Source organism: Streptomyces rubradiris, from assembly GCF_016860525.1.
GTDB lineage: Bacteria > Actinomycetota > Actinomycetes > Streptomycetales > Streptomycetaceae > Streptomyces > Streptomyces rubradiris.
Genome location: NZ_BNEA01000015.1, coordinates 19,804 through 46,638 on the forward strand (window position 1 = coordinate 19,804; position 26,835 = coordinate 46,638).

At 70.2% G+C, this 26,835-nt stretch carries 21 protein-coding genes and 4 pseudogenes; 13 read left to right on the top strand and 12 right to left on the bottom strand.

The genetic code is table 11. From position 1 onward, the window contains the following. The first annotated feature begins 245 nt into the window (after nucleotides 1-245). A complete protein-coding gene (locus tag Srubr_RS13540; RefSeq protein ID WP_189996972.1) occupies nucleotides 246-1,286 on the top strand; it encodes an isopenicillin N synthase family dioxygenase in 1,041 nt (346 codons plus the stop codon). Between the two features lie 562 nt (nucleotides 1,287-1,848). On the opposite strand, the gene Srubr_RS13545 is transcribed toward Srubr_RS13540, so the two are convergent. Together Srubr_RS13545 and Srubr_RS40640 are read right to left on the bottom strand one after the other, a co-directional pair. Then, nucleotides 1,849-2,223 carry a tRNA-binding protein gene (locus tag Srubr_RS13545; RefSeq protein ID WP_189996973.1) on the bottom strand — a complete coding sequence of 125 codons (375 nt, stop codon included), beginning with the start codon at nucleotides 2,221-2,223 and terminating at the stop codon, nucleotides 1,849-1,851. 64 nt (nucleotides 2,224-2,287) lie between these two features. Next, nucleotides 2,288-2,536, bottom strand: coding sequence for a DMT family transporter (locus tag Srubr_RS40640; RefSeq protein WP_229926761.1), 249 nt, complete (start codon nucleotides 2,534-2,536; stop codon nucleotides 2,288-2,290). Nucleotides 2,537-2,989: 453 nt separating this feature from the next. Here Srubr_RS40640 and Srubr_RS40645 point away from each other — a divergent pair. From Srubr_RS40645 to Srubr_RS13560, 3 genes and pseudogenes are all read left to right on the top strand, one after another. After that, nucleotides 2,990-3,118: pseudogene (locus tag Srubr_RS40645) on the top strand (IS5 family transposase); the annotation flags it as partial. A gap of 86 nt (nucleotides 3,119-3,204) precedes the next feature. Beyond that, nucleotides 3,205-3,378 (top strand): hypothetical protein, encoded by a 174-nt coding sequence (locus Srubr_RS13555; protein WP_189996974.1) that lies wholly within the window; start codon nucleotides 3,205-3,207, stop codon nucleotides 3,376-3,378. Between the two features lie 380 nt (nucleotides 3,379-3,758). Next, nucleotides 3,759-4,499, top strand: a complete 741-nt coding sequence (locus tag Srubr_RS13560; protein ID WP_189996975.1) for a bacteriocin fulvocin C-related protein — start codon at nucleotides 3,759-3,761, stop codon at nucleotides 4,497-4,499. A gap of 741 nt (nucleotides 4,500-5,240) precedes the next feature. Here the strand turns inward: Srubr_RS13560 and Srubr_RS13565 are convergent. Then, the gene (locus Srubr_RS13565; protein WP_189996976.1) at nucleotides 5,241-5,771 is read right to left on the bottom strand and encodes a hypothetical protein; all 531 of its coding nucleotides are present in this window, start codon (nucleotides 5,769-5,771) and stop codon (nucleotides 5,241-5,243) included. 195 nt (nucleotides 5,772-5,966) lie between these two features. Here Srubr_RS13565 and Srubr_RS13570 point away from each other — a divergent pair, with 195 nt between their 5' ends. Next, complete coding sequence (locus Srubr_RS13570) at nucleotides 5,967-6,641, top strand: lytic polysaccharide monooxygenase auxiliary activity family 9 protein (protein WP_461792044.1); 675 nt, start codon at nucleotides 5,967-5,969, stop codon at nucleotides 6,639-6,641. Between the two features lie 234 nt (nucleotides 6,642-6,875). On the opposite strand, the pseudogene Srubr_RS13575 reads toward Srubr_RS13570, so the two are convergent. Next, nucleotides 6,876-7,189, bottom strand: a pseudogene (locus Srubr_RS13575) (transposase family protein); the annotation flags it as partial. Between the two features lie 377 nt (nucleotides 7,190-7,566). Between Srubr_RS13575 and Srubr_RS13580 the strand changes: the two are divergent. The 3 genes from Srubr_RS13580 to Srubr_RS13590 all read left to right on the top strand — a co-directional run bounded on the left by Srubr_RS13580 (nucleotide 7,567) and on the right by Srubr_RS13590 (nucleotide 10,316). Then, on the top strand, nucleotides 7,567-8,106 hold the full coding sequence (locus Srubr_RS13580) for an NUDIX hydrolase (RefSeq protein WP_230426660.1): 540 nt from the start codon (nucleotides 7,567-7,569) through the stop codon (nucleotides 8,104-8,106). A gap of 159 nt (nucleotides 8,107-8,265) precedes the next feature. Then, the gene (locus tag Srubr_RS13585; RefSeq protein WP_189996979.1) at nucleotides 8,266-8,931 is read left to right on the top strand and encodes a protein-L-isoaspartate O-methyltransferase family protein; all 666 of its coding nucleotides are present in this window, start codon (nucleotides 8,266-8,268) and stop codon (nucleotides 8,929-8,931) included. Beyond that, nucleotides 8,928-10,316 carry a phosphotransferase gene (locus Srubr_RS13590; RefSeq protein ID WP_229926763.1) on the top strand — a complete coding sequence of 463 codons (1,389 nt, stop codon included), beginning with the start codon at nucleotides 8,928-8,930 and terminating at the stop codon, nucleotides 10,314-10,316. The genes Srubr_RS13585 and Srubr_RS13590 overlap by 4 nt, the downstream gene beginning before the upstream one ends. A 369-nt stretch (nucleotides 10,317-10,685) precedes the next feature. Here the strand turns inward: Srubr_RS13590 and Srubr_RS13595 are convergent, their stop codons facing one another. Further along, nucleotides 10,686-12,134, bottom strand: coding sequence for a hypothetical protein (locus Srubr_RS13595; RefSeq protein ID WP_189996981.1), 1,449 nt, complete (start codon nucleotides 12,132-12,134; stop codon nucleotides 10,686-10,688). Between the two features lie 562 nt (nucleotides 12,135-12,696). Here Srubr_RS13595 and Srubr_RS13600 point away from each other — a divergent pair. The 3 genes and pseudogenes from Srubr_RS13600 to Srubr_RS41670 form a co-directional block, all read left to right on the top strand. Beyond that, nucleotides 12,697-13,335: a DUF1259 domain-containing protein gene (locus Srubr_RS13600; RefSeq protein ID WP_229926765.1), complete on the top strand. Its 639-nt coding sequence runs from the start codon at nucleotides 12,697-12,699 to the stop codon at nucleotides 13,333-13,335. Then, nucleotides 13,242-13,535 carry a DUF1259 domain-containing protein gene (locus Srubr_RS40650; protein ID WP_229926766.1) on the top strand — a complete coding sequence of 98 codons (294 nt, stop codon included), beginning with the start codon at nucleotides 13,242-13,244 and terminating at the stop codon, nucleotides 13,533-13,535. Before Srubr_RS13600 ends, Srubr_RS40650 begins: the two co-directional genes overlap by 94 nt. 467 nt (nucleotides 13,536-14,002) lie before the next feature. Then, nucleotides 14,003-14,397: pseudogene (locus tag Srubr_RS41670) on the top strand (ATP-binding protein); the annotation flags it as partial. On the opposite strand, the gene Srubr_RS13610 reads toward Srubr_RS41670, so the two are convergent. The 3 genes from Srubr_RS13610 to Srubr_RS13620 all read right to left on the bottom strand — a co-directional run bounded on the left by Srubr_RS13610 (nucleotide 14,387) and on the right by Srubr_RS13620 (nucleotide 17,790). Further along, nucleotides 14,387-14,761, bottom strand: a complete 375-nt coding sequence (locus tag Srubr_RS13610; RefSeq protein ID WP_189996982.1) for a hypothetical protein — start codon at nucleotides 14,759-14,761, stop codon at nucleotides 14,387-14,389. The pseudogene Srubr_RS41670 and the gene Srubr_RS13610 sit on opposite strands and share 11 nt — an antisense overlap. Nucleotides 14,762-15,508: 747 nt before the next feature. Continuing rightward, nucleotides 15,509-16,477 carry an alpha/beta hydrolase gene (locus Srubr_RS13615; RefSeq protein WP_189996983.1) on the bottom strand — a complete coding sequence of 323 codons (969 nt, stop codon included), beginning with the start codon at nucleotides 16,475-16,477 and terminating at the stop codon, nucleotides 15,509-15,511. A gap of 446 nt (nucleotides 16,478-16,923) precedes the next feature. After that, nucleotides 16,924-17,790 carry an SDR family oxidoreductase gene (locus tag Srubr_RS13620; RefSeq protein ID WP_203855020.1) on the bottom strand — a complete coding sequence of 289 codons (867 nt, stop codon included), beginning with the start codon at nucleotides 17,788-17,790 and terminating at the stop codon, nucleotides 16,924-16,926. A gap of 539 nt (nucleotides 17,791-18,329) precedes the next feature. Here Srubr_RS13620 and Srubr_RS13625 point away from each other — a divergent pair. Together Srubr_RS13625 and Srubr_RS13630 are read left to right on the top strand one after the other, a co-directional pair. Further along, nucleotides 18,330-18,677, top strand: a pseudogene (locus Srubr_RS13625) (alcohol dehydrogenase catalytic domain-containing protein); the annotation flags it as partial. Continuing rightward, a complete protein-coding gene (locus Srubr_RS13630; RefSeq protein ID WP_229926767.1) occupies nucleotides 18,650-18,997 on the top strand; it encodes a membrane dipeptidase in 348 nt (115 codons plus the stop codon). The pseudogene Srubr_RS13625 and the gene Srubr_RS13630, both read left to right, overlap by 28 nt. Nucleotides 18,998-19,221: 224 nt before the next feature. Here Srubr_RS13630 and Srubr_RS13635 read toward each other — a convergent pair whose 3' ends face one another. From Srubr_RS13635 to Srubr_RS13650, 4 genes are read right to left on the bottom strand one after another with little or no spacing between them, the layout of a single operon-like run. Continuing rightward, nucleotides 19,222-22,032 (bottom strand): DUF5682 family protein, encoded by a 2,811-nt coding sequence (locus tag Srubr_RS13635; protein WP_189996984.1) that lies wholly within the window; start codon nucleotides 22,030-22,032, stop codon nucleotides 19,222-19,224. A gap of 17 nt (nucleotides 22,033-22,049) precedes the next feature. Then, a complete protein-coding gene (locus Srubr_RS13640) occupies nucleotides 22,050-23,162 on the bottom strand; it encodes an ATP-binding protein (protein WP_189996985.1) in 1,113 nt (370 codons plus the stop codon). A gap of 53 nt (nucleotides 23,163-23,215) precedes the next feature. Beyond that, nucleotides 23,216-24,715 (bottom strand): vWA domain-containing protein, encoded by a 1,500-nt coding sequence (locus Srubr_RS13645; RefSeq protein WP_229926768.1) that lies wholly within the window; start codon nucleotides 24,713-24,715, stop codon nucleotides 23,216-23,218. Next, nucleotides 24,712-26,064: a hypothetical protein gene (locus Srubr_RS13650; protein WP_189997138.1), complete on the bottom strand. Its 1,353-nt coding sequence runs from the start codon at nucleotides 26,062-26,064 to the stop codon at nucleotides 24,712-24,714. The genes Srubr_RS13645 and Srubr_RS13650 overlap by 4 nt, the downstream gene beginning before the upstream one ends. Nucleotides 26,065-26,835 lie beyond the last annotated feature (771 nt).

Here is a 26,835-nt window from a genome sequence, read left to right on the forward strand (position 1 = left end):
GTCGGGGCCACCGTGGGCTTTACGGCCGTGTAACAGCGCGATTCCCACCGGTAACACACCCCGTGCAAACTGAACACATCGCGTGCGGGCCCCGGCGACCGGGACCCGCGCCAGCCCACGGCGCCGGGCCCACGAAGGGGTCCGCCGTGACCGTGCACGCGGGCGTCTGAGTGCCCGTGCTGGGGATCGCAGGGGCGGTGACTGCATCCCGTACGCAACTCCGTGTCAGAGGAGCAACAGCCGCGATGGCGAACACCACGTACACACTCGACGAGTTGGCCAAGGAGTCCCGCATGGGCGGGGCCGGGACGGAGACGTCCGCCCGGGAGGTCCGCCGCATCGACCTCACCGACTGCGAGCGCCGCAAGGCGGAGATCACCGGGGAACTGTGGGCCGCCGCCACCGACATCGGCTTCTTTCAGCTGGTCAACCACGGCATCGAACCCGGCGTCGTGGACGGCGCGTTCGCCGACGCCGAGGCCTTCTTCGCCCTGCCGGAGGAGGTCAAGGCGCGGCACGCCTTGAAGAAGGGGCTCAACTCCGGTTGGGAGTCGATGACCCAGGTGCGCCCCTCGACCGGGACGCCCGACCAGAAGGAGTCGTACCAGGTGACCCGCCCGCACATGGAGGGGCTGTGGCCGGACGACGTGCTGCCGGGGTTCCAAGAGCGCGTGCTGGCGTTCGAAGCGCGCTGCCGGGATCTGGCGATGTGGGTGCTGTCCTGCTTCGCGGACAGGCTGGGGCTGCCCGAGGGGTTCTTCGCGCGCGCCCACGACCCGGTGAGCCCGCGGTACCAGTCGACCCTGCGGATGCTGCACTACTTCGCCGTGCCGGACGACGCCGTGATTCCCGCGAACGTGTGGCGGGCCGGGGCGCACACCGACTTCGACTGCCTGACGCTGCTGTTCCAGCGGGACGGGCAGGGCGGGCTGCAGGTGTGCCCGGGTAAGGAGGCCGAGGCGCAGGAGTGGACGCCGGTCGAGCCGGCGGACTCCGTGATCACCTGCAACATCGGGGACATGCTGATGCGGTGGAGTGACGACCGGCTCCCGTCGAACTTCCACCGGGTCAGGTCGCCGGGGCCTGACGAGGACCGGTCGGCCCGCCACAGCATCGCGTTCTTCGCGCAAGCCGACCGTGACGTGGTGATCGAGGGCCCGGAGGGCCGCTATCCGCCGATCACCTCGGGCGACTACATCCAGCAGCGGATCGCTGCGAACTTCGAGCGGCCAGGGCCTGGACACCCCGGCGGGCAAGCGCGCGGCGGACGCCCCAGGCGAGGTTGACGGCGGTGGGACGGGCCTCGGCCAGCCGTGCGGCGTCGTAGCGCACGCCCTCCTCGCCCAGGCCGGTCCCGGCGGCGCCAGAAGGATGCAGATGGGCGGAGAGCGCGACTCGCAGCGCACCGGCGAGCCCGATGGCCGGGGCACGCGGACCGCCAAGCCCCGTATCGTATCGGTGACTTGACCGACGATCTCCATGCGCAGTAGGCGGTACTCGTGCGGCAGCGCCCGCTGGTCGACGGTGACGACGGCGCCGTCGACCAAGTCAGCGACGTCTCGGGCGCGAGGCGGGCCATCGGACCCTCTCTCCCGCGTCGAAGCGGACGAGCCCCGGGAGCGCTTCGCGGATCGTGTCGCTGATCTGGGCGATTGTCTTGTCTGCGTGGCCCTCGGCCACGGACTCCAAGGGGAAGAGGTGACGGGACATTCTGCTTCTCGCGCGGCGCGTACATGAGAGGGCTGACGCGGTTGCGCCGTGGGAAGACGGCACTCGCGCGATCAGCTGGACTCACACTTGCGATTCTTCGCCGTCGCGGAAGGGACCTTTGTCCTTCGAAGGGTCGCCTCAGCCCACGAGGTCTCCGGGCGTCGCCCCTTGCGCCGGAGTGAGGAGCTGGGCCCGGCCCTTGGCGTCGAACGACCCGAGCAGCAGGAACTCGCTCCGGAAGCCGGCGATCCGCTTGGGCTTGAGGTTGACCACGCCGACGACCAGCCGGCCCTTCAGCACATCGCGGTCGTAGTGTGTGACCTGTGCGCTCGTGCGCAGGACGCCCGCCGGACCGAAGTCGACGGCCACTTTGTACGCGGGCTTCCTGGCCTCGGGGAAGTCCTCGACCTCGACCACACGTCCCACCCGCAGCTCGCACTGGAAGAACTGTCCGGCGTCGATCTTCTCCGTGGTCTGTTCGTCCCGGTTGGCTGCGGACTCGGTGGCTGTCATGGTCGTCATCCCTCAATTCATGTGTGCCATCCGCCTGTTGGACGAGAACAGGCGCATCCGCACCCTACTCACGATCGTCGAGGATCAGTAAGCCGACACCGACCAGGACGATCCCGGCCCACCCGAGCGGGTCCACGTGCTCGCCCGCGACCACCACGCTCAACACCGCGGCCATCACCGGTTCCAGCAGGATCAGGGTGGCCGCCGTGCTCGCCGTGACGTGGCCCAGGCCCCGCCCGAAGAGGAGGTGGGCGAGCGCCATGGGGACCAGTGCCGGATAGCCGGCCACCAACAACCCCGAGCGCGTGCTCAACAGCGGTCCTCAGGTGACCACGAGAACGGGCACGAGCATGAGGCCGTCCAGACCGAACATCATCCCCATCACGGAACGGGAGGAGGCCCGGCGGCGGATGAGGCGTCCGGCGCTGTGGGAACAGACGGCGTACGCCGCACCGGCGAGCAGTTCCAGAGCGACGCCGACGGCGGTTCCCCCCGCGCCGTACGGTCCGTCCGCCGGGTGTGTCGCTGTCCGGCGACGACGAGTGCGACGCCTGCCGGGAGCGCAACACCCACCCCCAGTGGGAGGCGTACGCGAGCACTGCCGTGAGCACACCGCCCGTACCCGCTTCCTCCCGACACCGGCCATGCCTTGGCCTTGGTCTTGGCCTTCGCCGAACGCGAGCTCGCTGCGGCTGCCACCGTACTGTTGCCGGGCGCCGCTCTCGTCCCCGGCACCACATCCCGAGCGTGACCAGCTAATGGGTGACTGATGCTCCACCGCCGCCTGGCCCGCGACTACGAGACTCTGCCCGCCCCCTCCGGAGCCGTGATCCACCTTGCCATGACCGACCTCATGGCCCACCGCCTCACCAACGAGAACACCATCTCCTGGCGCACCCCCGCAAAGCCGCACCGACCACGGATTCTGGGATGGAACAACGGGAGACAACGACCTGTTAATGCCCTATCACCACCGAGGCCGTGGCCGTCGCAGAGCGGGAGGCCGCCTTACGCGAGGCGCACCGGGTCGTGATCCGCGCCGACCGGCTCCGGGCGCTGCGCGGGCTTGGCTCGTCGGAACAGGCCGATCTCCGCGAGGACGAGGTGCACGAAGACCGAGGAAGAATAACCTATAAATCTTACTATCTGTACTAAGTCCCTCTTTTTGAAAGCTTTCTGAAGTATTCCATCAAAGGGGACGCTAATCTGACAGGGCCTCATCTCCGATAAGGGGCGCATGTCCGCGTGTCCTGATCAAAGGAGGAACAAGACATATGAGGGAAAGAGAGGCACGTCCAGCACGACCAGAAAGTGAAACGCGCTGGGTACTCGGTTTCGACGGATCGTGCCGCACCTGCGGAGAGATTTCACAGGCGGTCGCCGCTGCCTGCGCCGACAGGCTGGAGGTGCTCCCACTCGAGAACCCGCGGATGAAGGAGTGGCGGGCGGTGGCCTTCGGCTCCGGCGCCCCCTTCGCACCGACTCTTATCCGTGCCGACGAGGACGGGCGGGTTCGCGCATGGACTTCGCACCGCATGGCCCTTCCCCTCACCCGTCGTCTCGGGGTGCGCGCCACCTTCCGGGTCCTGAGCGCTCTCGGCCGGCTGCGCGAGCAGATCCATCAGCCGCTGGTCAGCCCCGCCGATGACACGAAGCGGTTCAGCCGTAAGCAGTTCTTCCGCCTGGGCGCCGGGGCCACCGTCGCCGGGGGCCTGCTGTTCACCGGAAGGGCGCCGGCCTTCGCCGAGGAACGCCGTTCCGCCGCCGCGGCGTGGGTGACGGCCCACCGGGACCGGCTGCCGCAGACATACCGGGAGATCATCGCCTATTCGCCCGACTACCGCAGGGCCATCCACGCCGCGCTGCCAACCTCCACCCGCGCGCGCCTGTGGCGCGAGCACGTCGCGAGCTACCGGGCCGCCCACCCGCCCACGACCTCGGAGCAGAAGCGGGCCCTCGCCGACCTGGAGCGTTACATCTCCGATGACGCGGTGTTCGGCAGCGACAAGTCGGACGCACGGGTCCGGGCGGACCAGGAGATGAGCCGGCAGATGATCGCGGCGTTCGGCGCCGACGAGGCCTACCGCGTCATGGCGTCTCTCGGCCCGGCCGAGCCGGTCCCGGTCAGGGCCGAGTACTGCAGCTGTGCCGACGCGTCGGACTTCTGCCGTATCGGAACGCACTGCCAGTACCGGGTTTCCTGCGAACGGATCCCGAGCGGCTGCGGAGCCTGGTGGGACTACACCTGCGACGGTCACTGCTTCCGGAACGGGTAGGGCCATCGGCTCCCTCTGCCGTGAAACCCTCGGCTCGGCATCCACGGCAGTACACCGGTGTCGACGCCGAGCCGGTGGCACACGCGGCGGCCACCGCGGCGGCGCACGGACGGCATCCCGGCAGGCCTGCTCCGTGCACGCCTGATCTCGCCGCCGGACATAGTTCTCCGCCTCGATGGCGGTCTGCTCGCGCCGCCGCTCCTCCGGGACCCTGGGATGCTCACGGTCGCTCAGGCCGGAAAGCACCCGGTCAACCCAGACCGCGATCTTCGTGCGCCAGGCGCGGCGGATAACGAGACCCAGCACGCGAAGCGAGTCACACCTGCGCCACGTCAACGAAACGGGCTTGGTGCCCTTGGAAGGCGACGGTGATGGTGTGGTGGGGCCGTCGCGGTGTTGCGCCACGATCAGATCGGCCTCGCCCTCACGGGGCGACTCCGCAGGTCAGTTGTCCGGACTCAGGGTGCAAGACGACGGCCTGGACGTGCCCAGGCCGCCCTTCCCATCCGGTCCGTGGCCCGTAGCCGGTCGTCTCGTCGGCGGCCAGTGTGTGCCTGCGCTTCACCAGGACGATGAAGTCGGGCTCGCGAAGCGGGACTTGAACGGCCCGGTTCGCAAGGCGAATCGAAACGGTCAGGTGAACTGACAAAGACGTCATTAACGCTTCTAAGCTCGAAGAAGTCAAGCGCTCAGAGCCGCCGACTTCCTCTCCCCCTGCCCCGCACCCACGGTCGGTGACGGTCATATCCGGCCGGTGTCCCGGAAGGCCGCCTCGATACCGGCCCGCACCTTGTCCGGGTCGGCGCCTGTGGCGTACAGCAGGGTGATCTGCCGGCGCAGATGAGATCGGCGAGCACGTCGCGGCTCGCGGCGCCCCGGTCGACGCCCGGCACCGCGCGAACCGCTCCAGCTCGGCGGGCGTCGGCGCCGACTCGCCGCATGCCGCCTGCCGCCTGCCGCCTGCCGCCTGCCGCCTGCCGCCTGCCGGAGCACGGTCGTCGTCAGTGGCACATTGGCGCGGGTCGTCGAGGCGATCAGGTGCTCACGCCGCGCATCACCAAGCGGCTCATCGACATCTTCGCCGGGCTGGAGTCGGCCGACGCGACCCCCGCCTGGGAACGCTTGTCGGCGCTGACGAGCCGGGAGAACGACGTGGTACGAACCACCGCCAGCGGCCTGTCGAACGCCGAGATCGACCGCGAACTCCCGGTTGGGCAGGCCGAGCTTGGCGAGGGCGGGGGTGACGTGTGCTATCACCGTGCCCTCGCTCATGGCCGGCCCCCGGCCCCCGGCTCCCGGCTCCCGGCTGCCGGCTGCCGGCTGCCGGCTGCCGGCTCCCGGGAGTTTCCCTGCTCGCCGCCCGCCCTTGTGATCAACTCTGTTCGTTTCATTGACATCTCACTCAGACGTCCTACCGTTGGGAGCGCTCCCATAACAGCCTTGCAACTGGAAGGAGTTCCCCCCCACATGCGCAACCAGAGTGCGTTAACCGGGCGTTCGCGGTCGCCCCTCCGCCGGCCTCTCCAGGCGCTCGCCATGCTGTTCGCCGTGGTTGTCGGCGCACTGACCTGGTCGGCACCCGCCCAGGCCCACGGCACCATCGTCGACCCCGCCTCCCGCGCGTACCAGTGCTGGAAGACGTGGGGCAGCAACCACACGAACCCGGCCATGCAGACCCAGGACCCCATGTGCTGGCAGGCCTTCCAGGCCAACCCCGACACCATGTGGAACTGGATGAGCGCGCTCCGCGACGGCCTCGGTGGCCAGTTCCAGGCGCGGACCCCCGACGGGACGCTCTGCAGCAACAACCTCTCGAGGAACTCCAGCCTGGACAAGCCCGGGGCGTGGAAGACCACCACCGTCGGCAACAACTTCTCGGTCCACCTGTACGACCAGGCGTCCCACGGTGCCGACTACTTCAAGGTCTACGTGAGCAAGCAGGGCTTCAACCCCAAGACCCAGACCCTGGGCTGGGGCAACCTCGACTTCATCACGCAGACCGGCCGCTTCGCCCCGGCACAGGACATCACGTTCCCCGTACAGACCTCCGGCTACTCCGGACACCACATCCTGTTCGTGATCTGGCAGGCCTCGCACCTCGACCAGGCCTACATGTGGTGCAGCGACGTGAACTTCGGCTGAGTCGGGGAGCACCGCACACGGTACCGACCTGTGCCGGGCGGCAGGTAACCCGCCGCCCGGCCCACCGAGCTCCGTCGGGGCAGGGGACCGATTTGGTCACCCTGCCCCGACGGGGCTTGCCGCGCTCCTTGGCGTTGTCCCGTAAATGATTTGTCGCATGGTGGTGCCTCCTGCTTGTTCCCTGTCACCGCGCGACGGTGAGGTTGCGCTGCGGGCGATGCCAGGCATGGCGTCGACGACGAGTCGGGGGCCGACGTCGATGACGACCTGGTTGGTTTGTGGGGTACCGAAAGTTCTGCGGCTGCTCGGCGGTCACGCGGGGGCACCCGCGTGCCGTCGACGATCGGCATCGTGTCCTTGGGGAATCACTTGCGTGGCCGCAGGCCGAGCGAGGGCCCAAGGTCGTCGGTGATGCGGTTGGCCGCGGACTTCGAGATCCCCGGCAGCGTGGCGAACTGGCGCAGAGGGAGGTTCGTGCGCCAGTACACCGCGGCGACCAGCAGGACCCGGTCCTCCAGCAGCAGGCTCCAGGATCGGCCCTTGCGGGATGGGGCTGCCGGGGACCTCGACGTCGTCGGACCGGCCACTGGCCCCCGCACACGGTGTTCGGGGCGTGGGGTACGCCTTCTACGACTCTTTCCAGGTCATGCCCCTGGGCCTGCCGGCCGCCTTGGACGTGTGAGGGGTGAGGCATCGGCTACTACGGGCGTCTTTTGACCGCGTACAGCCGTGATGCCTGAGCATCGGCGTTTCGGCCAACCCACCCGGGGGCGGTATCCATGTGCGGCAAGGGTCGATGCAGTGCGCATCTTCGGACAACCGCTCTATTCCGGCGCGCGCAACGCGTCCGAAAGAGCGCGTGTTCGAAATCGTGGCGGCGTCGTTGAACACACCGACACCATCACCACGCCCGGGAGGGAACGCGTTGACGCAAGTCGAACCAGGCAGCGATGACACCATCAAGCCGCCGAAAGTCCCGTGGACCGAGGGCAGCCGGACCGTGCTGAATGGCATCGGCGTCCATCTCCACCTGGAAGACGGTGAGGGCCGGGTGCTCCTGGGCCTGCGCCACCCCGACTCGGCGTACGCGGGGAACTTGTGGCACTACCTGGCGGGGCGGTGCGAGCGGGAGTCCGCTGTCACGTGCCTGATCCGGGAGGCGTGGGAAGAAGCGGGTCTGGTCATCGATCCCGCGGACGTGGAACTGCTGCATGTGCTTCATGTCGTGGACGCCCCAGGCGGGCAGCCGTTGATGCAGATGGTCTTCCGTGCGCGCCGTTGGGAGGGCACGCCGGAGGTGAGGGAGCCGGACAAGTGCCTCGCCTGGCGGTGGTGGCATGTCACGGACTTGCCTGCGCAACTCGTCCCTTACGCGCGAGCGGCGATCGAGGGGATCCGAGTGGGTCGGATCTACACAGAGCTGGGGTGGCCCACTCCGGCTCGTCGGCCGGAGAAGCGTTCATGACGGCCGGCAGCGCCGGCAGCGAGACCGCGTCACGCATCGGGGTACCCGGACCCGGCGTTGCTCTGTGCGGGAACCGGTCGTTCCGCGCGTACTGGGCCGGGGGGGGTGACCCTGGCGCGGTCATCGGCCCACGGTGTCGCGCTCCCGGTCATCGCGGGGTTGAAGCTGGGCGCCCCTCCCGGTCAGGCGTCGCTGCCGGCCGCCGCGGCGACGATGCCCGCGTTCGCCCTCGCGCTGCCCGGCGGTGTGGGCGGTGACGGGTATCCGAAGAAGCGGATCATGGTCGGCACCGGTCTGGCCGCGGCCGCGGTGGTGTTCCGTGGTGCCGGGCTGCTGGACCACGGCGTGCCGTCCGTGCCCGTCCTGTACGCGGTCGCGCTGCTGCTGGGTGCGCTCACCGTGCTGCATCAGGCCGCATCGGTCGCCATCGTGCCCGAGATCGTCGCCCGTTCCCAACCGTTCCCAGGTGCACCCGGCGAACGCGCGGATCGCGGGCGCGATCTCCCTGGCGGACATGGCCGGGGGTCGGTGGCGGGCGGTCACATGACCTCCATGTCCGCCTGCGCCCCCGCCGCCGTAGAAGTTCCCCAGGCCCTCGGGCTCGCGCCGGATCTGCGCTGCCTGGAGCCGGGGTCCGGCCCCGGCGTCTGCCTCGCGGTCGCCGCAGCCATCACCGACCCCGGCTTGGCCACCGGCGTGGAGCGGGTCGGGCACATGGCGGCCTGGGCGCGGCGGAACCTCGGCCGACGCGGCGTCGGCGCGGTGGTGGTCGGGGACGCCGGGTTCAGCGTGTTGCTCGTCCGGCGTCCGGGATGCGGCACGTGAGCGGCGGGCGGCACATGGTGCCGGTCGACGTGCACCTGCTCGCGGTCCGGGACGGCGAGCGCGGCCCCGAGGTGCTGCTGTCACGCCGAGCGGGCGGTGTCTACGCATCGGGGCTCTGGCACCTTCCCTCCGGTCACGTGGACGGACCTTTCGAGGATGTCGTCACCGCGCTGGTCCGGGAGGCTCTTGAGGAAACCGGCCTCGTCGTGGACCCGGCAGACGTGCGTTCCGCAGTCACCGTTCACCACCGCTCCCCCGCCGGAGGAGCACGGATCGGGGTCTTCTTCGAGGTGCGGCGCTGGCACGGCACCCCGCAGGTCATGGAGCCCGAAGTATGTGACGGGATGGGCTGGTTCACGTTCGACGAGCTGCCGGAGCCGATGGTCGCGTACTGCCGGTCCGGGCTGGACGCCTATCGGTCCGGCGCAGGCATGGGCGTGCACTTCCAGGGACCCGGCGATCCGATCGCCTACGACCCGGCCCTCGACCGGCTGGTCCTTGTCCCCGGCCCCGGCACCGACAGCCACGGCACTGGCCCGGACGACGCGGTGCGCGCCTTCGCCGAGCGGGCGGTGGGCCGGATCACCGGCTGGACGGACGTTTCCTGGGCTCGCGAGCAGAGCCGCGTCTGGCGGGCGCACTGCGCCGAGGGCGGCGAGTGGTATGTCAAGATCCATCAGAATCAGCGCTTTCACCAGCGTGAGGTAGCGGCCCTGCGTGGGTGGGTGCCCGCGCTCGGTGCTGCCGCGCCACGCTTGGTGGCCGCCGATGCCGCGCTACGGGCCGTGGTGCTCACCCCGGTGGGAGGCCGGCCCTTGCACGGCGCCGTCCACCCGCCCGAGAAGCAGCGCCGGATCTTCCACCGCATCGGGCACCTCGTGGCGGCCATCCACACCAGCGCCCCGCCCCGGACGGGCGGTACCACGCCGCCCCTGGAGAAGCTGGAACGCCATCTGAACGGAGCCCGGCCCCATCTCGCCCCCGGGGACGAGGAGTTCATCCGGGTCACGGCCGGGCGAGCCGCCGCGCTGCCCACCGTGGACCAAGTGGTGCCCACGCACGGTGACTTCCATCTGCGCAACCTGCGATGGGACGCGACCACCGACACCCTCTACGTGATCGACTTCGAACGGTCGGAAGAAGGCCCCGCGGTACGGGACTTCGTCCGGCTCTCCGATGCCTGGCACGGGCGCCCCGACCTCCTGGAAGCCGTGATGGACGGATACGGCCGCTCCTTCACACCGCAGGAAGAGGCCCAACTCACGGTCCTGTCCGTCCTGGACGCCGTGTCCGGCATTTCCTACGGCGCCTCCCACGGCGATCCCGAGCTGGTGGAACGCGGCCGCCGCACCCTGGCCCGGCTCCGCGCCGCACAGCACCCCTGAACTGCACACCGGGAGCAGCACGTTGGCGTACATCGCCCGCGAACAGTGGGAAGAGCGCTACCGCGGCGGCAAGGGATTCCGGCGGGTCGGTGAACGCGAGCGAGCGCTACGCCCCGGCCCCGCCGCGCGTGGAGGGGTACGAGACCTGGTCGTGGTGCGGCTGTTGTATCCATTCGTGAGGGACCGCGGTCGGGTTCTTCACGGGCTGGGTGAGCGGCTGCGGGACGGCGGTGGCCAGCTCTTCGCACAGCATGGCTGGGAGTAGGACCTCTGGTTGGGGGCCCGACCAGTTGACGCTCACGGTGAGCGGTTCACTGCCGCGGTGATCAGGGCCGCGTGAGCAGGGGGAGGCGGCGCGATGATCTCTGGTCAGGCGTGATCGGGTGCGGTTTGGTCGTGGGTGAGAATGTCGATCATCTTGGTGGCACGGGTCTTGCCGTAGGTGACGGCGAGACGCTCCTGAAAGTACTTCCACTGGCGGGCGGTGTCGGCTGTCGCGACGGCCACGGCGTTGGCGTAGTTGCTGCGAGCCTGCTTGTTCTCGGCGTCCTTCACGTTGCGGGGCAGTACACCGGTTTTCAGGTCGGCCGCGGCCCGGTCGGTCGTTCCGGTCAGCGTGTCCTTGGCCAGCCCGGCGACCTGGTAGCTGAGCGCCCACGGCGCCTTCTCGCGCTCGGGGTTGTCGAAGCCGTAGTGGCCCAGTTGCCTCTCTTCCCAGCAAATGCGGTTGCCGAGGATGGTCTGCTCCGTGTAGCAGCCGCTTTGCAGACCGCTGTACGCGGTCTCGCTCAGGGGATACCGGTTGCGGTGGGCCTTCAGGTACTGCCGACGGAAGTCGTCGAAGCGTGAGAGGTAGAACAGACGGCCGTCCTGTGAGTTGCGCAGGCCGACCTTCTTCTTTGCTTCCAGGCGGGGCGGGAATTGCCGCCACCCGGTACCGGCCAGACTGGCCGGGCGGATCTGGCTGTGGTCCACCGGCTTGACGCCCAGACGCGCGAAGTCGAACAGGGGGAAGGGGGTGGTGTGTTTGAGTCCTTTGGGATTGGCCCAGGTGCCGATCTTCTTGCTGTACGCGAAGTCCGGTGTGTCCGTGGTGATCTCGCTGTCGGCCCAGTTGCTGTGTGCGTAGAAGTCCTGGACCGCGTGCAGGCCACGGCCGAGCTGCTCGATCACGTTGCACTTGGGGTTGGGCTTCAGCTCGTCGGTGAAGAACGGCTCCGTCGTGTTTGAGTAGGGTCGCATTTTGTACTCTTTATTCCATGAGGGAACCCAGTAGCGCCCCTCTTCGTCGGTGCCGCCGTAGCGTCGGCCGGGCACTTCACGGCAGCGCACATCGCGCAATGTGGCCGGGTTCTGCTTACCGGAGGTGTCCAGCAGGCCGCGGGCCAGGTGCACGGCGAGATTGACGCGGTCAAACGCGTACTGGACACAGCCGAGGAGTTGCAGGTCGGCCGCGCGCCTCGGGGAACGGGCGGTCTGGAAGTCGTAGTAGTAACCCCGGGACGCCCGGAGCTCCACTTTGGTGTCGGGACGTTCCTCGCCCTCCTTCAGCTCGAAATCGCGTACCCGGAACTCGTGCCGGTAGGTGAAGTGGTCGAAGTCGTCACAGTGCGCCTGCCCGTCGGACCAGTAAGGAGGATGGTCCGATACATCGTCGGCGTGGAAGAGCATCTTCAGGGTGCGAGGCTGGATGTGTGGCCGCAGGGCGTCTTCGACCGCATTCCAGTGACCGTCGGGCGCGAAGGCGTGTGCCGGCCCTGCCGAAGTGGCGAGACCTCCGACGAGCGCTGTCGCCAGTACCACGCCACAGGCGGGCACGGCCCGGATCCCACCACGGCGCGCAGACGCTCGACGACCCTGCGTTGTTCGATTCATGCGTCCTCCCAGTGCACGTGATGCCACGGCGGCCCGCCGGGCTCTTTGGTCAGCAGCATGAACCAAAAGAAAGAATCCAGTGCATAAGACATGCCACTCATCATCGGAGAGACCACTCGGTTCCGGGACACCGGGCAGGTCTGCCCCCTTGATTACAAGGGGGGATCCAAACCACGTCGCGTTGGATATGCGAAGGTGCGAGCCTTTTTTGAACCTATGCGCGGAAGGTGGAGCGGTTCGTACACCGCGGATCGGTTGATGTGCCCAACTGGGAGTACGCGGCATCTTCCCGATGGGCTCACCGGCTTTCGGCACATCGTGCGCCGGGCGAACGGCGATGAAGAAACCACCTGAGAGATGGTTTCGGGTGCCAAGCTGTGAACACATACTCGCGTGTCCCGGCGCCGTCTGCTGGGCGCGGCTGCGCTTGCGCCCGTGCTCAGCGGCGTGCCGACCGGGGCGCGCCCTGTCCGCCGGGCGGGAGGGCCGTGCCCGCGTCGAACCGGTGACGACCACGCTGGCGGACTGGGCTGACGTGCGCGGCGTTCTCGGCCGGCCCGGTGACATGCGGCGGTTCATGTACCACACGGCGTTCCCGCGGCGGGACCTCAGAGTCTGCTCCCGCGGGATTCTGATCAGGCCGGCGCTCGCCCTGGGCACACACGTGTCCTTCGTCCGCTACGCGGACGGCAGCACGCTGTTGATGGGTGACATCGTGGTCAGCGAGGGCGAGTTGCAGACGTTCTGCGACCTCCTGCACAGGCACGGGATCATGCAGAGCGCCCTGCACAAGCACCTCCTCGCGCACGAGTCGGATGTCTGGTGGGTGCACGCGCATGCCCACGGGCACGATCCGGTCGCCCTCGCACGCGGTCTGCGCGCCGCCCTGGAGCGCACCGGTACGCCACCTGCCGAACCCGCCGGTTCCGCACCTCCGGTCGATCTGGACACCATCGCCATCGACACGGCCATGGGGGTCAAGGGCGCCGCTGACGACGGGATCTACAGGTGCGCCCCTACGTCGGCCGCGAGACCATCACCGACGGTCCCTTGGTCCTGCCCGCCGGACTGGGTTCCACCACGTCCGCCAACTTCCAGCCGTTGGGCGGCGGGCGGGCCGCCCTCAGCGGCGACCTGGTCATGACCGCCGGCGAAGTCCAGACCGCCCTCACGATCCTGCGAGGCGGTGGCATCGCGCTCGTCGAGCTGCACCACCATCATCTCACCGAGGAACCATGCCTGTTCTTCGTCCACTACTGGTCCGTCGGCGATGCCGTGCGGCTCGCCCGGGCCGTACGCAAGGCCGTGGACGCCACCAATGCCGTACCCATGCCGGGCCCTTGACCACGGTTGTCACCACTCGGGTGGGCTTGCGTCAGGCATCGGCACCAGGGGCATCGGGCGAGCCCCCGTATTCTCGGCGCCGGCGAGGTCGCTACAGCGTGCGGCAGCACCGCCCCGGCCAGGACGGCCTACGACATCATCTCGCTGACTCGATCTGCCTCGGCCACTACCGTGGCTCCGACCTGCCGCTTCACGAACCCCTATGGCTCGAGCCCCTATGGCTCGAGCCACCGGAAGAGGCTCACGGCCGCTCTCTCGACCAGCTCGGCGCGGCCCTGTGGAAGACGCTCCGGATGGACGCCACCGTGTACGGCCCGTTACCCGCGCTCCCAGGTCGCCCCGACCGAGCGGCGCGTCCCCGGCGCCCGCGGATCTGCGGGTTGCCTACCAGCACGGATTGTCCGGCACGAGCCTCTGCCTCGCACTGGAGACCGTCTTGGCTTGCGTGTGCGGCTGCCCGCGGCGTCCTCGACCTGGTGCTGTCCGAGGAACTCGCCGTCCGTGACGACCGCCGCTTCCGTCAGGGCCTGCGGCTCTCACGGCTGCCGCACCACAAGACGCGCGATACGACTTCTCTTTCCAGCCCGACCTCGATCCGCGCAAGGTCATGGGGACCTGGCCACCCTCTCGTTCGTCGATGGCAAGGCGAATGCCGCCCTGCTCGGGCCGCCCGGTGCAGGTCTTCGGCGACGAGGTTCTCGCCACCGCCATCCTTGACAGGCTCCTCCATCACTGCGAAGTGATCTCCAACAACGGCCTCGGCTACCGGCTCAAGAACCGCCTCAAGGCGATCGAGCGGGAGAACGACGTGGCCCGACAACCCACGTCACTTCCGGCGGCCGAACACCTGATCAGTCGTTGATCACCGGCTGAAAGATCTCGGAGAACTCGCCGTTCTCGATCAGTCCGGCGATCACGCCGGTCATGCTGTCGACGCCCGGGTCCCTGACGATCAGGCCGTCCGAGACCCAGAAGTACCGGCCTCCGAGGGCCTCGTCGGTCCCTGCCCAGAGTTTCATCAGGCGCTCGACTTCCGCGACGGTGAACACGGTCGCGGTCCAACGAGATCCATTCTCCAGAGTCACGAAGACATCGACGTTGCAGACTTCGTCCACGTCCTTGCCGTCGCTGGGCAGGAACGACGCCTCGAAACCCTCCATACGGACCCGATACCAGGGCTTGTCCCACCCTCGCTCGATCGGTTCGGACGACGTGCTGCGGCTCATCTCGCAAGTGTCCATGATCGGGACATCGGTCTCCACCGAGATCCCTGCCGCAGTGCCGCCACCCGCGACCAGAGCTGGGATTGTTCGTCCGTACTCAACTGGGGGGAAGAGTCCGTACGCCGACAGGTGGCGATGGGCGGTCGGCGGGGCCGTGGATGTCCACGAGAATGACGTCAGGTCACGGTCGCCGCGCTCGGTGCTGTGGCTCGGTGCCGGCTCGTACTGCTCGTGGCACTCGCCCTGGTCAGCATGGTGCTCACCGGTGTGCCGGCCACGGAGTCGAAGGCGCAGAGACAGGGACGAAAACTGCGGGAGAGAGCGACGTTTCAGCAGTTGCTGTTCCTGAGGTCCGGTCGGTGAGCCGCAGGAGGAACTCGGCGGCCTCTTAGCGGACCTTGCCCGAAGCAGTGCGCGGGTCGTATCCGGGTTCACGCGTCAGTGCGTCGTGCCGCGCCTGGAGGGTGGAGTGGTGCGTGCCAAGCCGGGCGGCCGCGGACCGGAAGGCTGTCCGCTTCGACGAGCGCCCGCAGTACCGGGGTCGAGCCGGGCGTCCAGGCGGGCGAGCGCATGCGGCTCCCGCGGATCGTGCGCCCAGGCGAGCAGCAGTAGCGTGCCCAGGTTCGGCCGGCGGTGCCCGCTGTGGGCGCGTTCGCGGGTTCGGCGGACACTTCTGCGGGTGTCAGCGCGGGCTTGTGCCGGTTCCGGGCGGCCGCGGGGGTCGGCCGCCCGGAACCGGAGCTGCCGGTGTCAGCCGCCCAGGAGGCGGTTGACCCACGCGCGGCGGGCGTTCAGCATCGCCCGTCCCAGGACGCTGTCGGGTGCGACGAGGTCGAAGCCGTGGAAGCCGCCGGGCCAGACGTGGAGTTCGGCCTGGACGCCGGCTGCCCACAGGGCGCTCGCGTAGGCCACGTCCTCGTCCCGGAACACTTCCGCCGAGCCGCAGTCGATGAAGGCCGGCGGCAGCCCGGTCAGGTCGGTCGCCCGTGCCGGGGCGGCGTAGACGGAGACGTCGTCGGTGCCGCGCCGCTCGCCCAGCAGCGCCGTCCACCCCACCCGGTTGCTCTGACGGTCCCACACACCGACACCGTCGAACTGTCCGCTCGAGACGGTCCGGTCGCGATCATCGAGCATCGGGTAGATGAGCACCTGGCCGATCAGCTCCGGTCCCTCGCGGTCGCGGGCCAGCAAGGCGGTACCCGCCGCCAGTCCGCCCCCGGCGCTCGCACCCGCGATCATGATGCGGGCCGGGTCGATGCCGAGCTCGGCCGCGTGATCGGCCATCCACAGCAGACCCGCATAGCAGTCCTCGACCGGATAAGGATCGGGGAACTCCGGCGCGAGCCGGTACTCGACGGTCACCAGCACGGCATCGTTGTCCACGGCCCAGGGGATGGCGTGCTGGATTCCGGCGAAGCGGTCGCCGGTCACCATGCCGCCGCCGTGGGTGTGGTAGATCCCCGGGCCCCGGTGCTGGTGGCCCTTGGGGGTGATGACACTGACGAGGATGTCATCACCCTGGTGGCCGGCGATCGTCACGTCGCGGACCGTCACGCCCATCGCGTCGAAGTCCTCGTCGGTCAGCTGGTACGGCGGGTTGGCTCGGACCACCGGGATCATCTCCGCGGTGAACGTGAGCGGCACTGCTTCGGCCATCTGGCCGAGCGTGTTCTCCAGCTCCGGGTCGAATGGCGGGCGGGGCAGGGACGACATCGTCATGGGTTACTCCTTCGCTTGGGTCGGGCGACTGGCGTGCTCCCGGTGGAGAGGGATCGCAGGCGAGGGGCGGGCCGCGAGGAGCCGTCACCGCGTCGGTGCCCGGGGAGCGGTCAGGGCCGTGGCGCTCTCCTGCGGCCGGGGCGGGTGCGGTAGGGGTGAGCAGGTTGAGAGCGGGGCGGCCGTCGCCGGCTTCGGCCTCGCCTGCGACGATGGGATTTTCCGTGAGCCGTGTCCTGACAGGCGCACGCGCCTCCCGGACCGGAGGCGTCCGCACCGTGCGGTCCGACGGCCCAGGCGGCCACTGAGGCGTGCCTCCTCGGATCACGTCGGCAGGATCGCCGCTGCCCCGGCCCGGACGACCGCGCGGACGGCCTGGGGTGCCGGGGCACACGGCGGACGGCTGCGCGCGGCCCGCAGCGGCTTCCTGCCGCGCCCCGCTCAGGCTGTCACCGGGTCCGTGCCCCCGGCCGGCATCCGAGCGGTCGGATCCGGGCCGTGGCGTCCGTCGAACGCCTCGTAGGCATCCTCGGTCTCGGCGTGCGTACGGCGGACCAGGGCCCTCCACTCACGGTGGGTGACGATGACGAACCGACCGTCTCGGACGGCTTCGACGACCTGTTCGCCGACTCGGTCGGGATCGGCGCCCGCGGCGAGTACCGCGTGGTTGGCCTCGGCGACCGCACGGTTCGGCTGCCGTCCGAGCACTTGGCCTCGGCCTCGCCGGCGGTGAGGTCGAGGCGGGTGGCGACGGTCCCCGGGACGAGCAGGGAGACGCCGACGTCGCTGTCCCGCAGTTCCTCGCGCAGCACCATCGTGAAGCCGACGCCGGCGAACTTCGACGCGGTGCAGGCCCCCACGTTGGCCGTCGGCACCAGCCCGGAGACCGAGGCGGTGTTGAGGATGTGCGCTCGCGTGCCGCGGCTTCTGAACCGGGGCAGGAATGTCGACGCGCCGATGAACTGGCCGTCGACGTTCACCCCGAGCACCCACCGCCAGATCTTGAGCGGCGTCTCCTCGATCGGCCCGCCGCCGTTCACGCCGGCGACGTTGCACAGGAGCGAGATGGGCCCGAGTGCTTCCTCGACCCGGTCGGCCGCGGTCGGCCGGTTCTTCTCGTCGCTCACGTCGAGGCGTACGGCCGTCACGGTGCCGCCCGCGTCCGTCAGCTCCTTCGCGGCCTCGGCGAGCCGGCCTTCGTCGACATCGGCCGGCGCCACCTTCGCGCCCGCGACGACGAGCGCCCGCGCGTTGCCGAGGCCGATCCCGGACGCCGCGCCCGTGACGAATGCCGCTTCACCAGCCGGCCAGTCCATGGTGTGCTCCTTCGCCCTGTCCACCGCTCACATTCCCCCTGTCCACCGCTCACATCCCTCCGGTGAGCCGTGTCCATGGTGGGCGGGGGGCGCCGGAGCCGGGCACCGCCGTTCGCCGCGGATGTCGACCGATCAGCCCGCCGTTCGAGCACACCGCCGTGGTGCGAGGGGCCCTGCACCGCCCGGTCAGGTACCCGACGCCCTTGCCCTTGCCCTTGCCGGACACACACCGGGCTCCCGACTGCGCGAACGGCGGGCAGGAACTCTCGAACCAGCCGCGTCCGGCGGTCGGCGCGAGGCATCGGCGCACGCGACGATGACAGCCGGATGACGCAACAGCGGGGCGGGCGCGCACACGGTCGGCCAGACCGATGCCCATGACCGCGACGCCGCGCTCGGGCCGTGCAGTACCAGGGCGCGGGAGGAGCACCGCCCACGACCACCGAACGGGCACGCCTTCCCAGTGCGCGAGGCGGTGCGCGCCGGCCCCGCCACGGTGACCGGCGACCCCGGCCCCGTCAGGAGAATGGAGCAGAACAATGAAGGCAGCACGGTTCTACGGCAAAGAGGACCTCCGCATCGAGGAGGTGCCGGAGCCCGTTCCCGGTCCCGGACAGGTGAAGCCGCGCAACGCCTACGCCGGCATCTGCGGTTCCGGTCTCCACTTCTTCCTCTGTCCCGAGTCGCTGCTGTTCGCTCTGGACAAGCCGCGTCTCCTGACCGGTGCCATGGTGCCGCAGATCCTCGGCCACGAGTTCTCCGGCACGGTCGTCGAGGTCGGCGAGGGGGTGGCAGACGGGAAGGTCGGCGACCGCGGCGCCGTCTACCTGCTCGCGGTCTCCTGCGGCACGTGTGCGGCATGTCGCAGAGGTCTGCCCTTCTCCTGCCCGCTGATGGGCTCGCTCGGGTCGAACGTCACCGGCGGCGGCCTGGCGGAGTACGTCATCCCCGCAACATCACCGACGAGCAGGCCAGGGAGTGCGCTGCCACGGGTGGGGTCGTTGGCATCACCGGTGTCGGGATCTTCCTCGGCCCCAACGACGCCTCTGTCGACGCGCTGGTACGTCACATCGACTACGCGGTCGAACTCGTCGGCCCGGAACACGTGGGAGTGTCGACCGACTACCCGTTCGACCACGACGACTTCAACGCGATGCTCAAGCAGAGCCCCGAGCTTTTCCCCGACTCCTGCACCCGTTGGGGCTGATCGACTTCCTTCCCCCGGAAGGTCTGCTGACCGTCGAAGACGCGCTGGTTGCTCGCGGATATCCCGACGACGCCGTCACCCGCGATCCTGGGCGGCAATTTCCGCCGCGTCGCCGCCCAGGTATGACAGTAGCCGCCGAGTTCTCAGACCGTTCGCCCTTCCGGGTGGGATCACGTCGCGCCCGGGCCACCGCACCGGCGTGTGGTGGCCCGGGCTGCCGGGGGTCAGGGGGTGGTCAGGAGTTCCTCCAGGGCTCGGGCGGTCCGCGGGTGGCGGGCGAGCAGCACCGCGCCGGTACGGGAGGGTGCGGGCGTGTGCCAGCCGCCCTCGCAGCCCAGCAGGTCCGCCACCGCGTCGCAGGTCGCGGGGTACGCCGAGAGCAGCGGCACACCGCCGGGCGCGGCCGTGCCGTCGCGCGACGGGCGGGCCGTGACCGTCGCCGGGTCGGCGGCCCGCCACGGCGGGACCCAGGTGTCCAGGGCCGCCAGCCGGCCCGGGAAGATCCGGCCGGCCTCGCGGATCAGCAGGGGCGCCAGGTCGGTGCCGCCGCTCCGGACCGTGGTGATCAGCGTCGGCAGCCAGGGCAACAGCACCGGGTCCGGCAGGCGTGCGAAGGCGTGGGAGACGGCCTCGACGGCGAAGTCGGCCAGGCCGGGCACCGGTTCCAGGGCGTGCAGGAACCCGCTGAGGTAGCGCGGATAGGCGGGCAGCGTCAGGGGGTTGCCCAGCAGTTCGTCGCAGCGGGCCCTGAGGTCCGCGCGCGAGAGGTGCCCCAGCTGGGTCCTGGCCGCCCACAGCAGCGCCGTCTTGGCCGCTTCCCCGGGGCGGGACTGGGCGACGGCCAGTTCCAGCTGGTTGCGGTCGCAGCCCAGGGAGAGGGCGAGGCCCTCCATGCTGAACAGGAAGCCCAGCATGGCCGCGACCTGGCGGACGCTCGCGTCGTCGTCGGCGAACGCCGTCGGCAGCAGCGTGCAGTAGTGGGCGTAGCCGGCCTTGACGAAGGATTCGATCCAGGCCGGCAGGGACGGCTCACTGGTGCGGTAGTAGGCCAGCAGTCCCCGTACCCGGCGCAGCACCTCCGGTGCGCCGTCGACACTCCGCTCGGTCGCCAGGACCTGAAGGGCGTGCCGGCCGAGTTCGTCGGCGAGGCGGCGGCTGCGCAGGTAGAGGGTGGCGTCCTCGACGGCCTTGAGGACGGTCGCCGTGGTGGCCTGCGGGCCGTACGCGGTGCGCCGCAGCCGCTGTTCGAGGACCTGCTCGATGCTGACGCCCTCGTAGCCCAGCTCGATCAGGGCGCGCTGGTGGGTGCCGAGGGCCAGGTCCCACGACTCCTGGAGGGAGCGTTCGCCGAGCCGCCGTTCACCCATGACGGTGCGTGCGGCGCCGTGCGGCATCAGGTACCGAAGCATCCACAGAACGTCGGAGCACTGCTGGAGTTCGGGCCGGGACGCCATGTCGAGCAACGCCCGTTGTACGCCGCGCTGCTGGAGCTTGAGGTTCAGCGGGGCGAGCCGGTCGTGCACGTCGCGGGCGAGCGGCGGCAGGGCGTCGTAGCCGACCTGGCCGACGCGGTCGCCGCCGAGCATGATCTCCACGAGGCGGCGCACATCGCGCCGGCCGGGCACGGTGTCCTTCTCGATGCAGGTGACCGCCGCGTCCTGGAAGTCGTACGGCGTGGGTCTGGCCCGGTCGCGCATCCCGGCGAGCAGGATCGACGTCTCGAACACCGCGATGGCGTCGGCGGTGGAGGCGAGGTAGCCGTTGCGGCGGGCGGCGCGCACGATCTCCACGGACCAGCCGAGCAGTTCCTCCTCGTCGAACCGGTCCAGGACGGGGGGCCGCCGCAGGAAGCCGGTCAGCCTGTCGGGGGCCGGGCCTTGGCCGGCCGGCGTCGGGGCGGCCGGCGTCCTGGCCGCCTTCTTCGGCATCCTCGTGCCGGTCTGCCCGGCGAGCCGGTAGGGCTTGACCCGGGTGCGCCTGAGGTTCTTCGCCCACTGGGCCGCGGCGATGGACACCGAGCCGGCGGCGAGGCCGAACTGCGCCTCGATCGCGGCGTGGCTGGAGGGGATCAGTCCGTGCTGCCACTTGGTGGCGCTGGGCGGGCTGATCTCGAAGGTGTCGGCGCCGTGGACGCCGAACTCGGCGACACGGCTGGCCGCGTGGAAGGCGCCGCACACGTAGAGGGCGTCGGCGGGGTCGGTGCCGGTCGCGGTCATGTGTTGACGCATCCGCGTCCACATGTACCGTTCGCGGTCCTCGTCGACGCGGACCCGGTGCGCCTCTCCCGGGGCGAGGCGCCGGAAGAGGCTGCCGATCAGCAGCATGACCTGGCGGTAGGTGTCGTGGTCGCTGTCGCCGAGGGGCAGTTCGACGTACTGGTGCCACCACTCCGACCAGTGCCGCACGCGCCCGTGCCGCAGCAGGTGCTCTTCCAGTTCGGCGAAGCGGGGGCGCAGGTCGCCGATCTCGACGCCGACGGAGTCACCGTGGAGTGCCTCCTCCTCGGCGGGCGGCGCGTCCGGGTCGGCGGGTTCGGCGGACTCGTCCTTGGTCTCCTGCCACTGGAAGACGTGGTCGGAGGAGCGGTCCACGAGGACGAGTTCGACACCGGGGGTGTCCAGGGCATAGGCGATCGCCTGGTATTCGGCCGATGCCTCGGTGAGGGGGGCGACGACCGACAGCGGGGCCCACTCGGCGGGGAAGCCGTCGACCTTGGTCGCGAAGGCCTGTACGGCGACCGGCAGCCGGCAGTTGCGCAGTTCGGTCAGGAGCGGGGCCATGTCCTCGCAGAGTTCGAGGTAGACCACCTTGGGCTGCTTCTCGCGCAGCCGGCGTGCCATGGCGAGCGCGGAGGCGGGCGAGTGGTGGCAGACCGGGAAGATCTCCAGTGGTTCGCGCACCGCGCGGTCGACGTCGTCGACGATGCCGAGGAGGATGCCCTCCAGTGCGTCGGGCCCGTCGGCGAACGCGGCGGCGGCTTCCTGGAGTTGGGTGCGCAGGGCGGTGAAGGTCCCCTCGTTGGGCGTGCTGTCCATGGTGCTGTTCCGGGCGGTCACGACAGGGTGGCGATCGCGTCGCGGCCGCCGTCGAGGAACTCCGGCCAGGAGCCGCCCTCCTCCTTGCTGCGCGGCTCTACGACACCGTGCAGGTACTTGTTGAGGATGGCCAGGTCCTCCGGTTCGCGCCGGGCGAGGGAGCCGACCAGGGAGGAGGCGAGGGTGCGGGCGGTCAGGGTGCGCTCGCCGAAGAAGTTGCTGTGCAGGATCGCGTCCTCCAGGACGCCGATCTGTTCGGCGGTGGACAGCGCGGATTCCAGCTTCTCGTCGTCGCTGCCGGCCGCGGCGGCGGAGGCGCGCAGGTCGGCGAAGCTCTGCAGCAGCACGTCCAGCAGGGTGGGCGGCACGTCCAGTTCGATCTGGTGGCGGCGCAGGAGTTCCTGGGTGCGGAAGCGGACGATCTCCGCCTCGCTCTTCTTGTTGGTGACCACCGGGATGCGGACGAAGTTGAAGCGGCGCTTGAGCGCGGAGGACAGGTCGTTGACGCCCCGGTCGCGGCTGTTGGCGGTGGCGATGACACAGAAGCCGGGCTTGGCGAAGACGATGTTGTCGCTGTCGAGTTCGGGGACCGAGATGTACTTCTCGGAGAGGATCGAGATCAGTGCGTCCTGGACATCGCTGGTGGAGCGGGTCAGCTCCTCGAAGCGGCCGATGACGCCCTGCTCCATCGCGGTCATGATCGGCGAGGGGATCATCGACTCCCTGGACTGGCCCTTGGCGATGACCATGGACACGTTCCACGAGTACTTGATGTGGTCCTCGGTGGTGCCGGCCGTGCCCTGCACCACGAGTGTGGAGTTGCGGCAGACGGCGGCGGCCAGCAGTTCGGCGAGCCAGCTCTTGCCGGTGCCGGGATCGCCTATCAGCAGCAGGCCGCGGTCGGAGGCGAGGGTGACGATGGCCCGCTCCACGATGCTCCGGTCGCCGAACCACTTCTGGGCCACCTCGCGGTCGAGGCCGTCGGCCCGCTCGGACCCCAGGATGAACAGCCGGATCATCTTGGGGGACAGCCGCCAGGAGTAGGGCTTGGGGTTGTCGTCGATCGACTCCAGCCAGTCCAGCTCTTCGGCGTACTTGATCTCGGCGGGGGCGCGCAGCAGGTCGGACATGTCGAATGCCTTTCGGTGAGAAGAGAAGTGAGAGTGCCGAGGCGCGGGACGGCTCAGGTGAGGAACGACTTCAGCTCGTGGACGAGCTTGCGGATGTGTCCGGAGATCACGGGCGTGCCGAGGTCCTTGAAGCGCTCCCGGAACCACGGGTTCACGCTGCCGCGGCCCGAACTGGTCACCGAGCCGACCGGGATGAACTTCGCCCCGGAGCGGTGGACGGCCGCCATCGACTCGAACAGCGGCTCGGACCGCCATTCGTAGAAGTCGGAGATCCACACCACGACCGTGTTGCGCGGTTCGGCGATCTTGGGCTGGGCCAGGGCCATGGCGACCGTGCCGTCGGTACCGCCGCCGAGGTTGGTGCGCAGCAGGGTCTCGAAGGGGTCGCTCACCCAGGGGGTGAGGTCGAGCGCCTGGGTGTCGTAGGCGATCAGGTGGACGTCCACCTTGGGCAGTCCGGCGAAGATGGACGCCAGGATGGTGCAGTTGACCATCGAGTCGACCATCGAGCCCGACTGGTCGACGACCACGATCAGGCGCTGGGGTGTCGTCCTTCGGACGGTGTGCCGGTAGTAGAGGCGGTCGACGTAGAGCCGCTCCTCCTCGGGGTCCCAGTTGGTGAGGTTCTTCCAGATGGTGCGGTCGAGGTCGAGGTTGCGGAAGACCCGCTTGGGCGGTATCGACCGGTCCAGGGCGCCGACGGAGGCCTTTTCGACCTGGGTGCGCAGGACGTCGGCGACCTCGTCGACGAAGCGGCGGATCAGTGCCCTGGCGTTGGCGAGGGCGACGCCGGAGAGGTTGTTCTTGTCGCGCAGCAACTGCTCGATGAGCGACATGCTCGGGGTGAGCTGTGCGGCGAGCGCGGGGTCGGCGAGGACTTCGCGTAGGTGCATCCGCTTGACCAGGTCGGCTTCCAGGGCGCCGAGTTCGGGGCCGATCTCCGGAACGAGCCTGCCGAGGTCGGGGGTGCGGCCGCCGCCTCCGGTGCCGGTCGGGCTCACTTCCCCGCCCGCACCGCCGCTCCCCGTGCCGACTCCCGCTCCCCGGCCGCCGCCCCCCGCACCGTGTCCCGCGCTCCGGCCGCCGCGCAGTTCGCCGGGCTTGCAGCCGAGCGCCCGTTCCAGCCATCCGGCATCCGACTGCCAGCGGGCGAGCTGCCCGGCGGTGACGGTGCCGGTGCCGGTGGCGAAGACGTTGAGCAGCACCTTGGAGGCGAGGGCGGCGCGGCGCACCTCGGCGGCCCGGTCACGGCCCTCCTCGTCCGGCTCGGGCACCATCAGGGCGTCGAGTTCGGTGGCCAGCTCGGGGTGACGCTGCACGATGGCGTCGATGGACGCCTGCGGGTCCAGCAGCGCGGGCGGCAGTCCGATGTCCTCGACGACGGCGAGGGAGGCGGACTCCAGGGTGGCCTGCTCCTCGTGGTCGAAGAGGCGGGCGAGCAGCCGCCAGTACAGGACCTGCCGGCGGTTCTCGTCGGCGCCGGGCTGCGCGGTCTCCTCGACTGCGGGTCCGGTGACGTGTCCGGTGATGTGGTCGGTGGTGTGGTCGGTCATTTCCGCAGCAGCCTTCCGGCGCGTTCGCGCAGCACGTTCACCGCGTCGGTGGCGGCCTTCTCGGCCTTGGCCCCGGCCTTGTCGGTGGTGCCCCCGGCCCAGGCGCCGGCGTGCACCGCGACCGGTTTCCTGCGCACGGTGGTCTCCACGGCGAGCGGCTGGAGACGGAACCGCCCGGCGTCCCAGCGGAGCAGCCCGATGCAGGCGCTGGAGGCGGCGACGGACTGCGGGGTGAGGGGGCCGGCGGCCGGGACGCGGTCGGTGTCGACCGGCAGGCGGTGCGTGGGAAGGGTGAAGGTCACCGTGTCGCCGTCCCGGTCGATGCCGTAGCCCTCCAGGAACACGGGTTCGGCGAGGCGCGCCGGGTGCCGGTCCAGGGGTGCGGCCGACGTCGTGGTGGCGGTGGGCAGGGCGACGCGTGCGGTGGCGAAGGGGTCGGCGGGCTCGCCCGGGCGGGCGTGTTCGTCCTGCCAGATCAGGTCGCCCTCGGCGGTGACGGGCATCTCGGTGAGGTCCATGGAACGGCCCTCGCCGGCCGCGGCCAGGAGCGTCATGTGCGGGCGCAGCAGCTGCCAGACGCCGGCGCCGAGGACGGTGTCGGGCTTCGGTACGGACACACTCGCCCGGACCAGCCGGGCGGCGGTGCCGTCGGCGGGTTCGAACACGGCGTGCACCTGGGCCTGGACGGCGGTGGCGTGTTCGTGGACGTCGACACCGAGGGGCAGCAGCCGGCCGGTGGCGGTGTACGCGGCGGGCGCGGCGGCGGCGCCGGGGAGCGTCAGCAGCATGCCGCGTGCCCAGAGGTCGGCCCACCGGCGCACCGGTATCCGCTCCAGGGCGGCGCCGGGGCAGGACGCGGCGAGTTCGGCGGCGAAACCGTCGAGGAGGGCCGCCAGGCGGCGCAGCCGCGGCTCCGGGAGCATCGCGGAGACGACCTGGGCGGCGCCGGAGACCACGTCGTGGTCGATGCCCTGCCAGCCGGTGCGGGCCAGGTCGCACAGCCAGGAGCGGGCGGCGGCGAGCAGGTTCTGCGCCTGTCCTCCGGCGGCGGGCGGCACGGTGGCCTCCTCGCGGGCGCGCCCGGTGACCTCGTCCGCGCGGGCGGTGAGCGCGTCGTGTGCGGCGCCGAGCAGGGCGGTGCGGGCGGCGGCGAGGGTGACGAAGTGGTCCTCGCTCGCGGCGCCGGCCGCCGCCTTCTCGGCGGCCTCGGCGGCCCGGGCGGCGAGCGGGCTCGCGGCGACCGCGTCGGCGAGCGCGATCAGGCCTTCCGCCTGGGCGGGTCGTGGGCGCAACAGGCCGCCGGTCAGGGCACGGTCGAAGGCGTCGACGGCGGTCAGCGCCTCCGTCAGCCCGTCGACGGGTTCCGTGAGCGTGTCGAGGCATTCCTCCTCGCCCGCGCCGGCCTCCTGCGGGGGTACTTCCGTGCTCTGCGCTCGCGTGGCCGGGAACCACTGCATCTCCGGCAACGGCGCTGTGGTCGGGGGGAGTTCCAGGTAGGTCAGGTGGCGCAGGAACCTGCTGAAGACGGACGCGGCGGCCTTGCTGTCCGCCGGGGACGGGCGGGTCGCGCTCATGCCGGCGTTGATCGTCTGCGCGCTCGCCTCGCCGTCCCCGAGATCGGCCCGCAGATAGCGGGCGACGCGTTCGGCGCCGTACTGCACCACCGCTTCGCTGATCAGGGCGCCGATGTGGTTGCAGAAGCCGCCGCGGGCGCCGCCGCAGGGGCGGTTGTTGTTGGTGCTGCACGCGTAGGCGTACGTCCCGGCGGCGACCGAGGAGACGTAGACCCGCTCGATGGCCGAGCCGCTGGAGACGACGCCCTGGAGGCGTCCGTCGGCCAGTTCCACGAACGGCACCTTGGCGAGCTTGCGCGGCCGGGCGGGCGGGATCACCCGCGCCGTGCTCGACCTCTCGTAGTCGGACAACGCACCATCTCCTTCGCAGCACAAGGGGAGCCCCAACGCCGGATCGGCGGGACATGGATCAAGTTAGCGGGACCCACTGACAACGCCCTTGTCGCGCGAACCGGCCCACGGCTCCCGGCCGGTGAATCCACCCAGGCCGGCGGCTACGTGAGTGCGCGGAGCGTTGGTGGTGGCGGTGTTGCGGGCGAGGTGCCA

Bases quoted from the DNA above. Each gene is read 5' to 3' on its own strand.
- Srubr_RS13540 (WP_189996972.1), top strand. From the start codon at position 246: ATGGCGAACACCACGTACACACTCGACGAGTTGGCCAAGGAGTCCCGC.
- Srubr_RS13545 (WP_189996973.1), bottom strand. From the start codon at position 2,223: ATGACAGCCACCGAGTCCGCAGCCAACCGGGACGAACAGACCACGGAG.
- Srubr_RS13560 (WP_189996975.1), top strand. From the start codon at position 3,759: ATGGCCCTTCCCCTCACCCGTCGTCTCGGGGTGCGCGCCACCTTCCGG.
- Srubr_RS13565 (WP_189996976.1), bottom strand. From the start codon at position 5,771: ATGAGCGAGGGCACGGTGATAGCACACGTCACCCCCGCCCTCGCCAAG.
- Srubr_RS13570 (WP_461792044.1), top strand. From the start codon at position 5,967: ATGCGCAACCAGAGTGCGTTAACCGGGCGTTCGCGGTCGCCCCTCCGC.
- Srubr_RS13610 (WP_189996982.1), bottom strand. From the start codon at position 14,761: ATGAGCCGCAGCACGTCGTCCGAACCGATCGAGCGAGGGTGGGACAAG.
- Srubr_RS13615 (WP_189996983.1), bottom strand. From the start codon at position 16,477: ATGACGATGTCGTCCCTGCCCCGCCCGCCATTCGACCCGGAGCTGGAG.
- Srubr_RS13620 (WP_203855020.1), bottom strand. From the start codon at position 17,790: ATGGACTGGCCGGCTGGTGAAGCGGCATTCGTCACGGGCGCGGCGTCC.
- Srubr_RS13630 (WP_229926767.1), top strand. From the start codon at position 18,650: ATGTCGCAGAGGTCTGCCCTTCTCCTGCCCGCTGATGGGCTCGCTCGG.
- Srubr_RS13635 (WP_189996984.1), bottom strand. From the start codon at position 22,032: ATGGACAGCACGCCCAACGAGGGGACCTTCACCGCCCTGCGCACCCAA.
- Srubr_RS13640 (WP_189996985.1), bottom strand. From the start codon at position 23,162: ATGTCCGACCTGCTGCGCGCCCCCGCCGAGATCAAGTACGCCGAAGAG.
- Srubr_RS13645 (WP_229926768.1), bottom strand. From the start codon at position 24,715: ATGACCGACCACACCACCGACCACATCACCGGACACGTCACCGGACCC.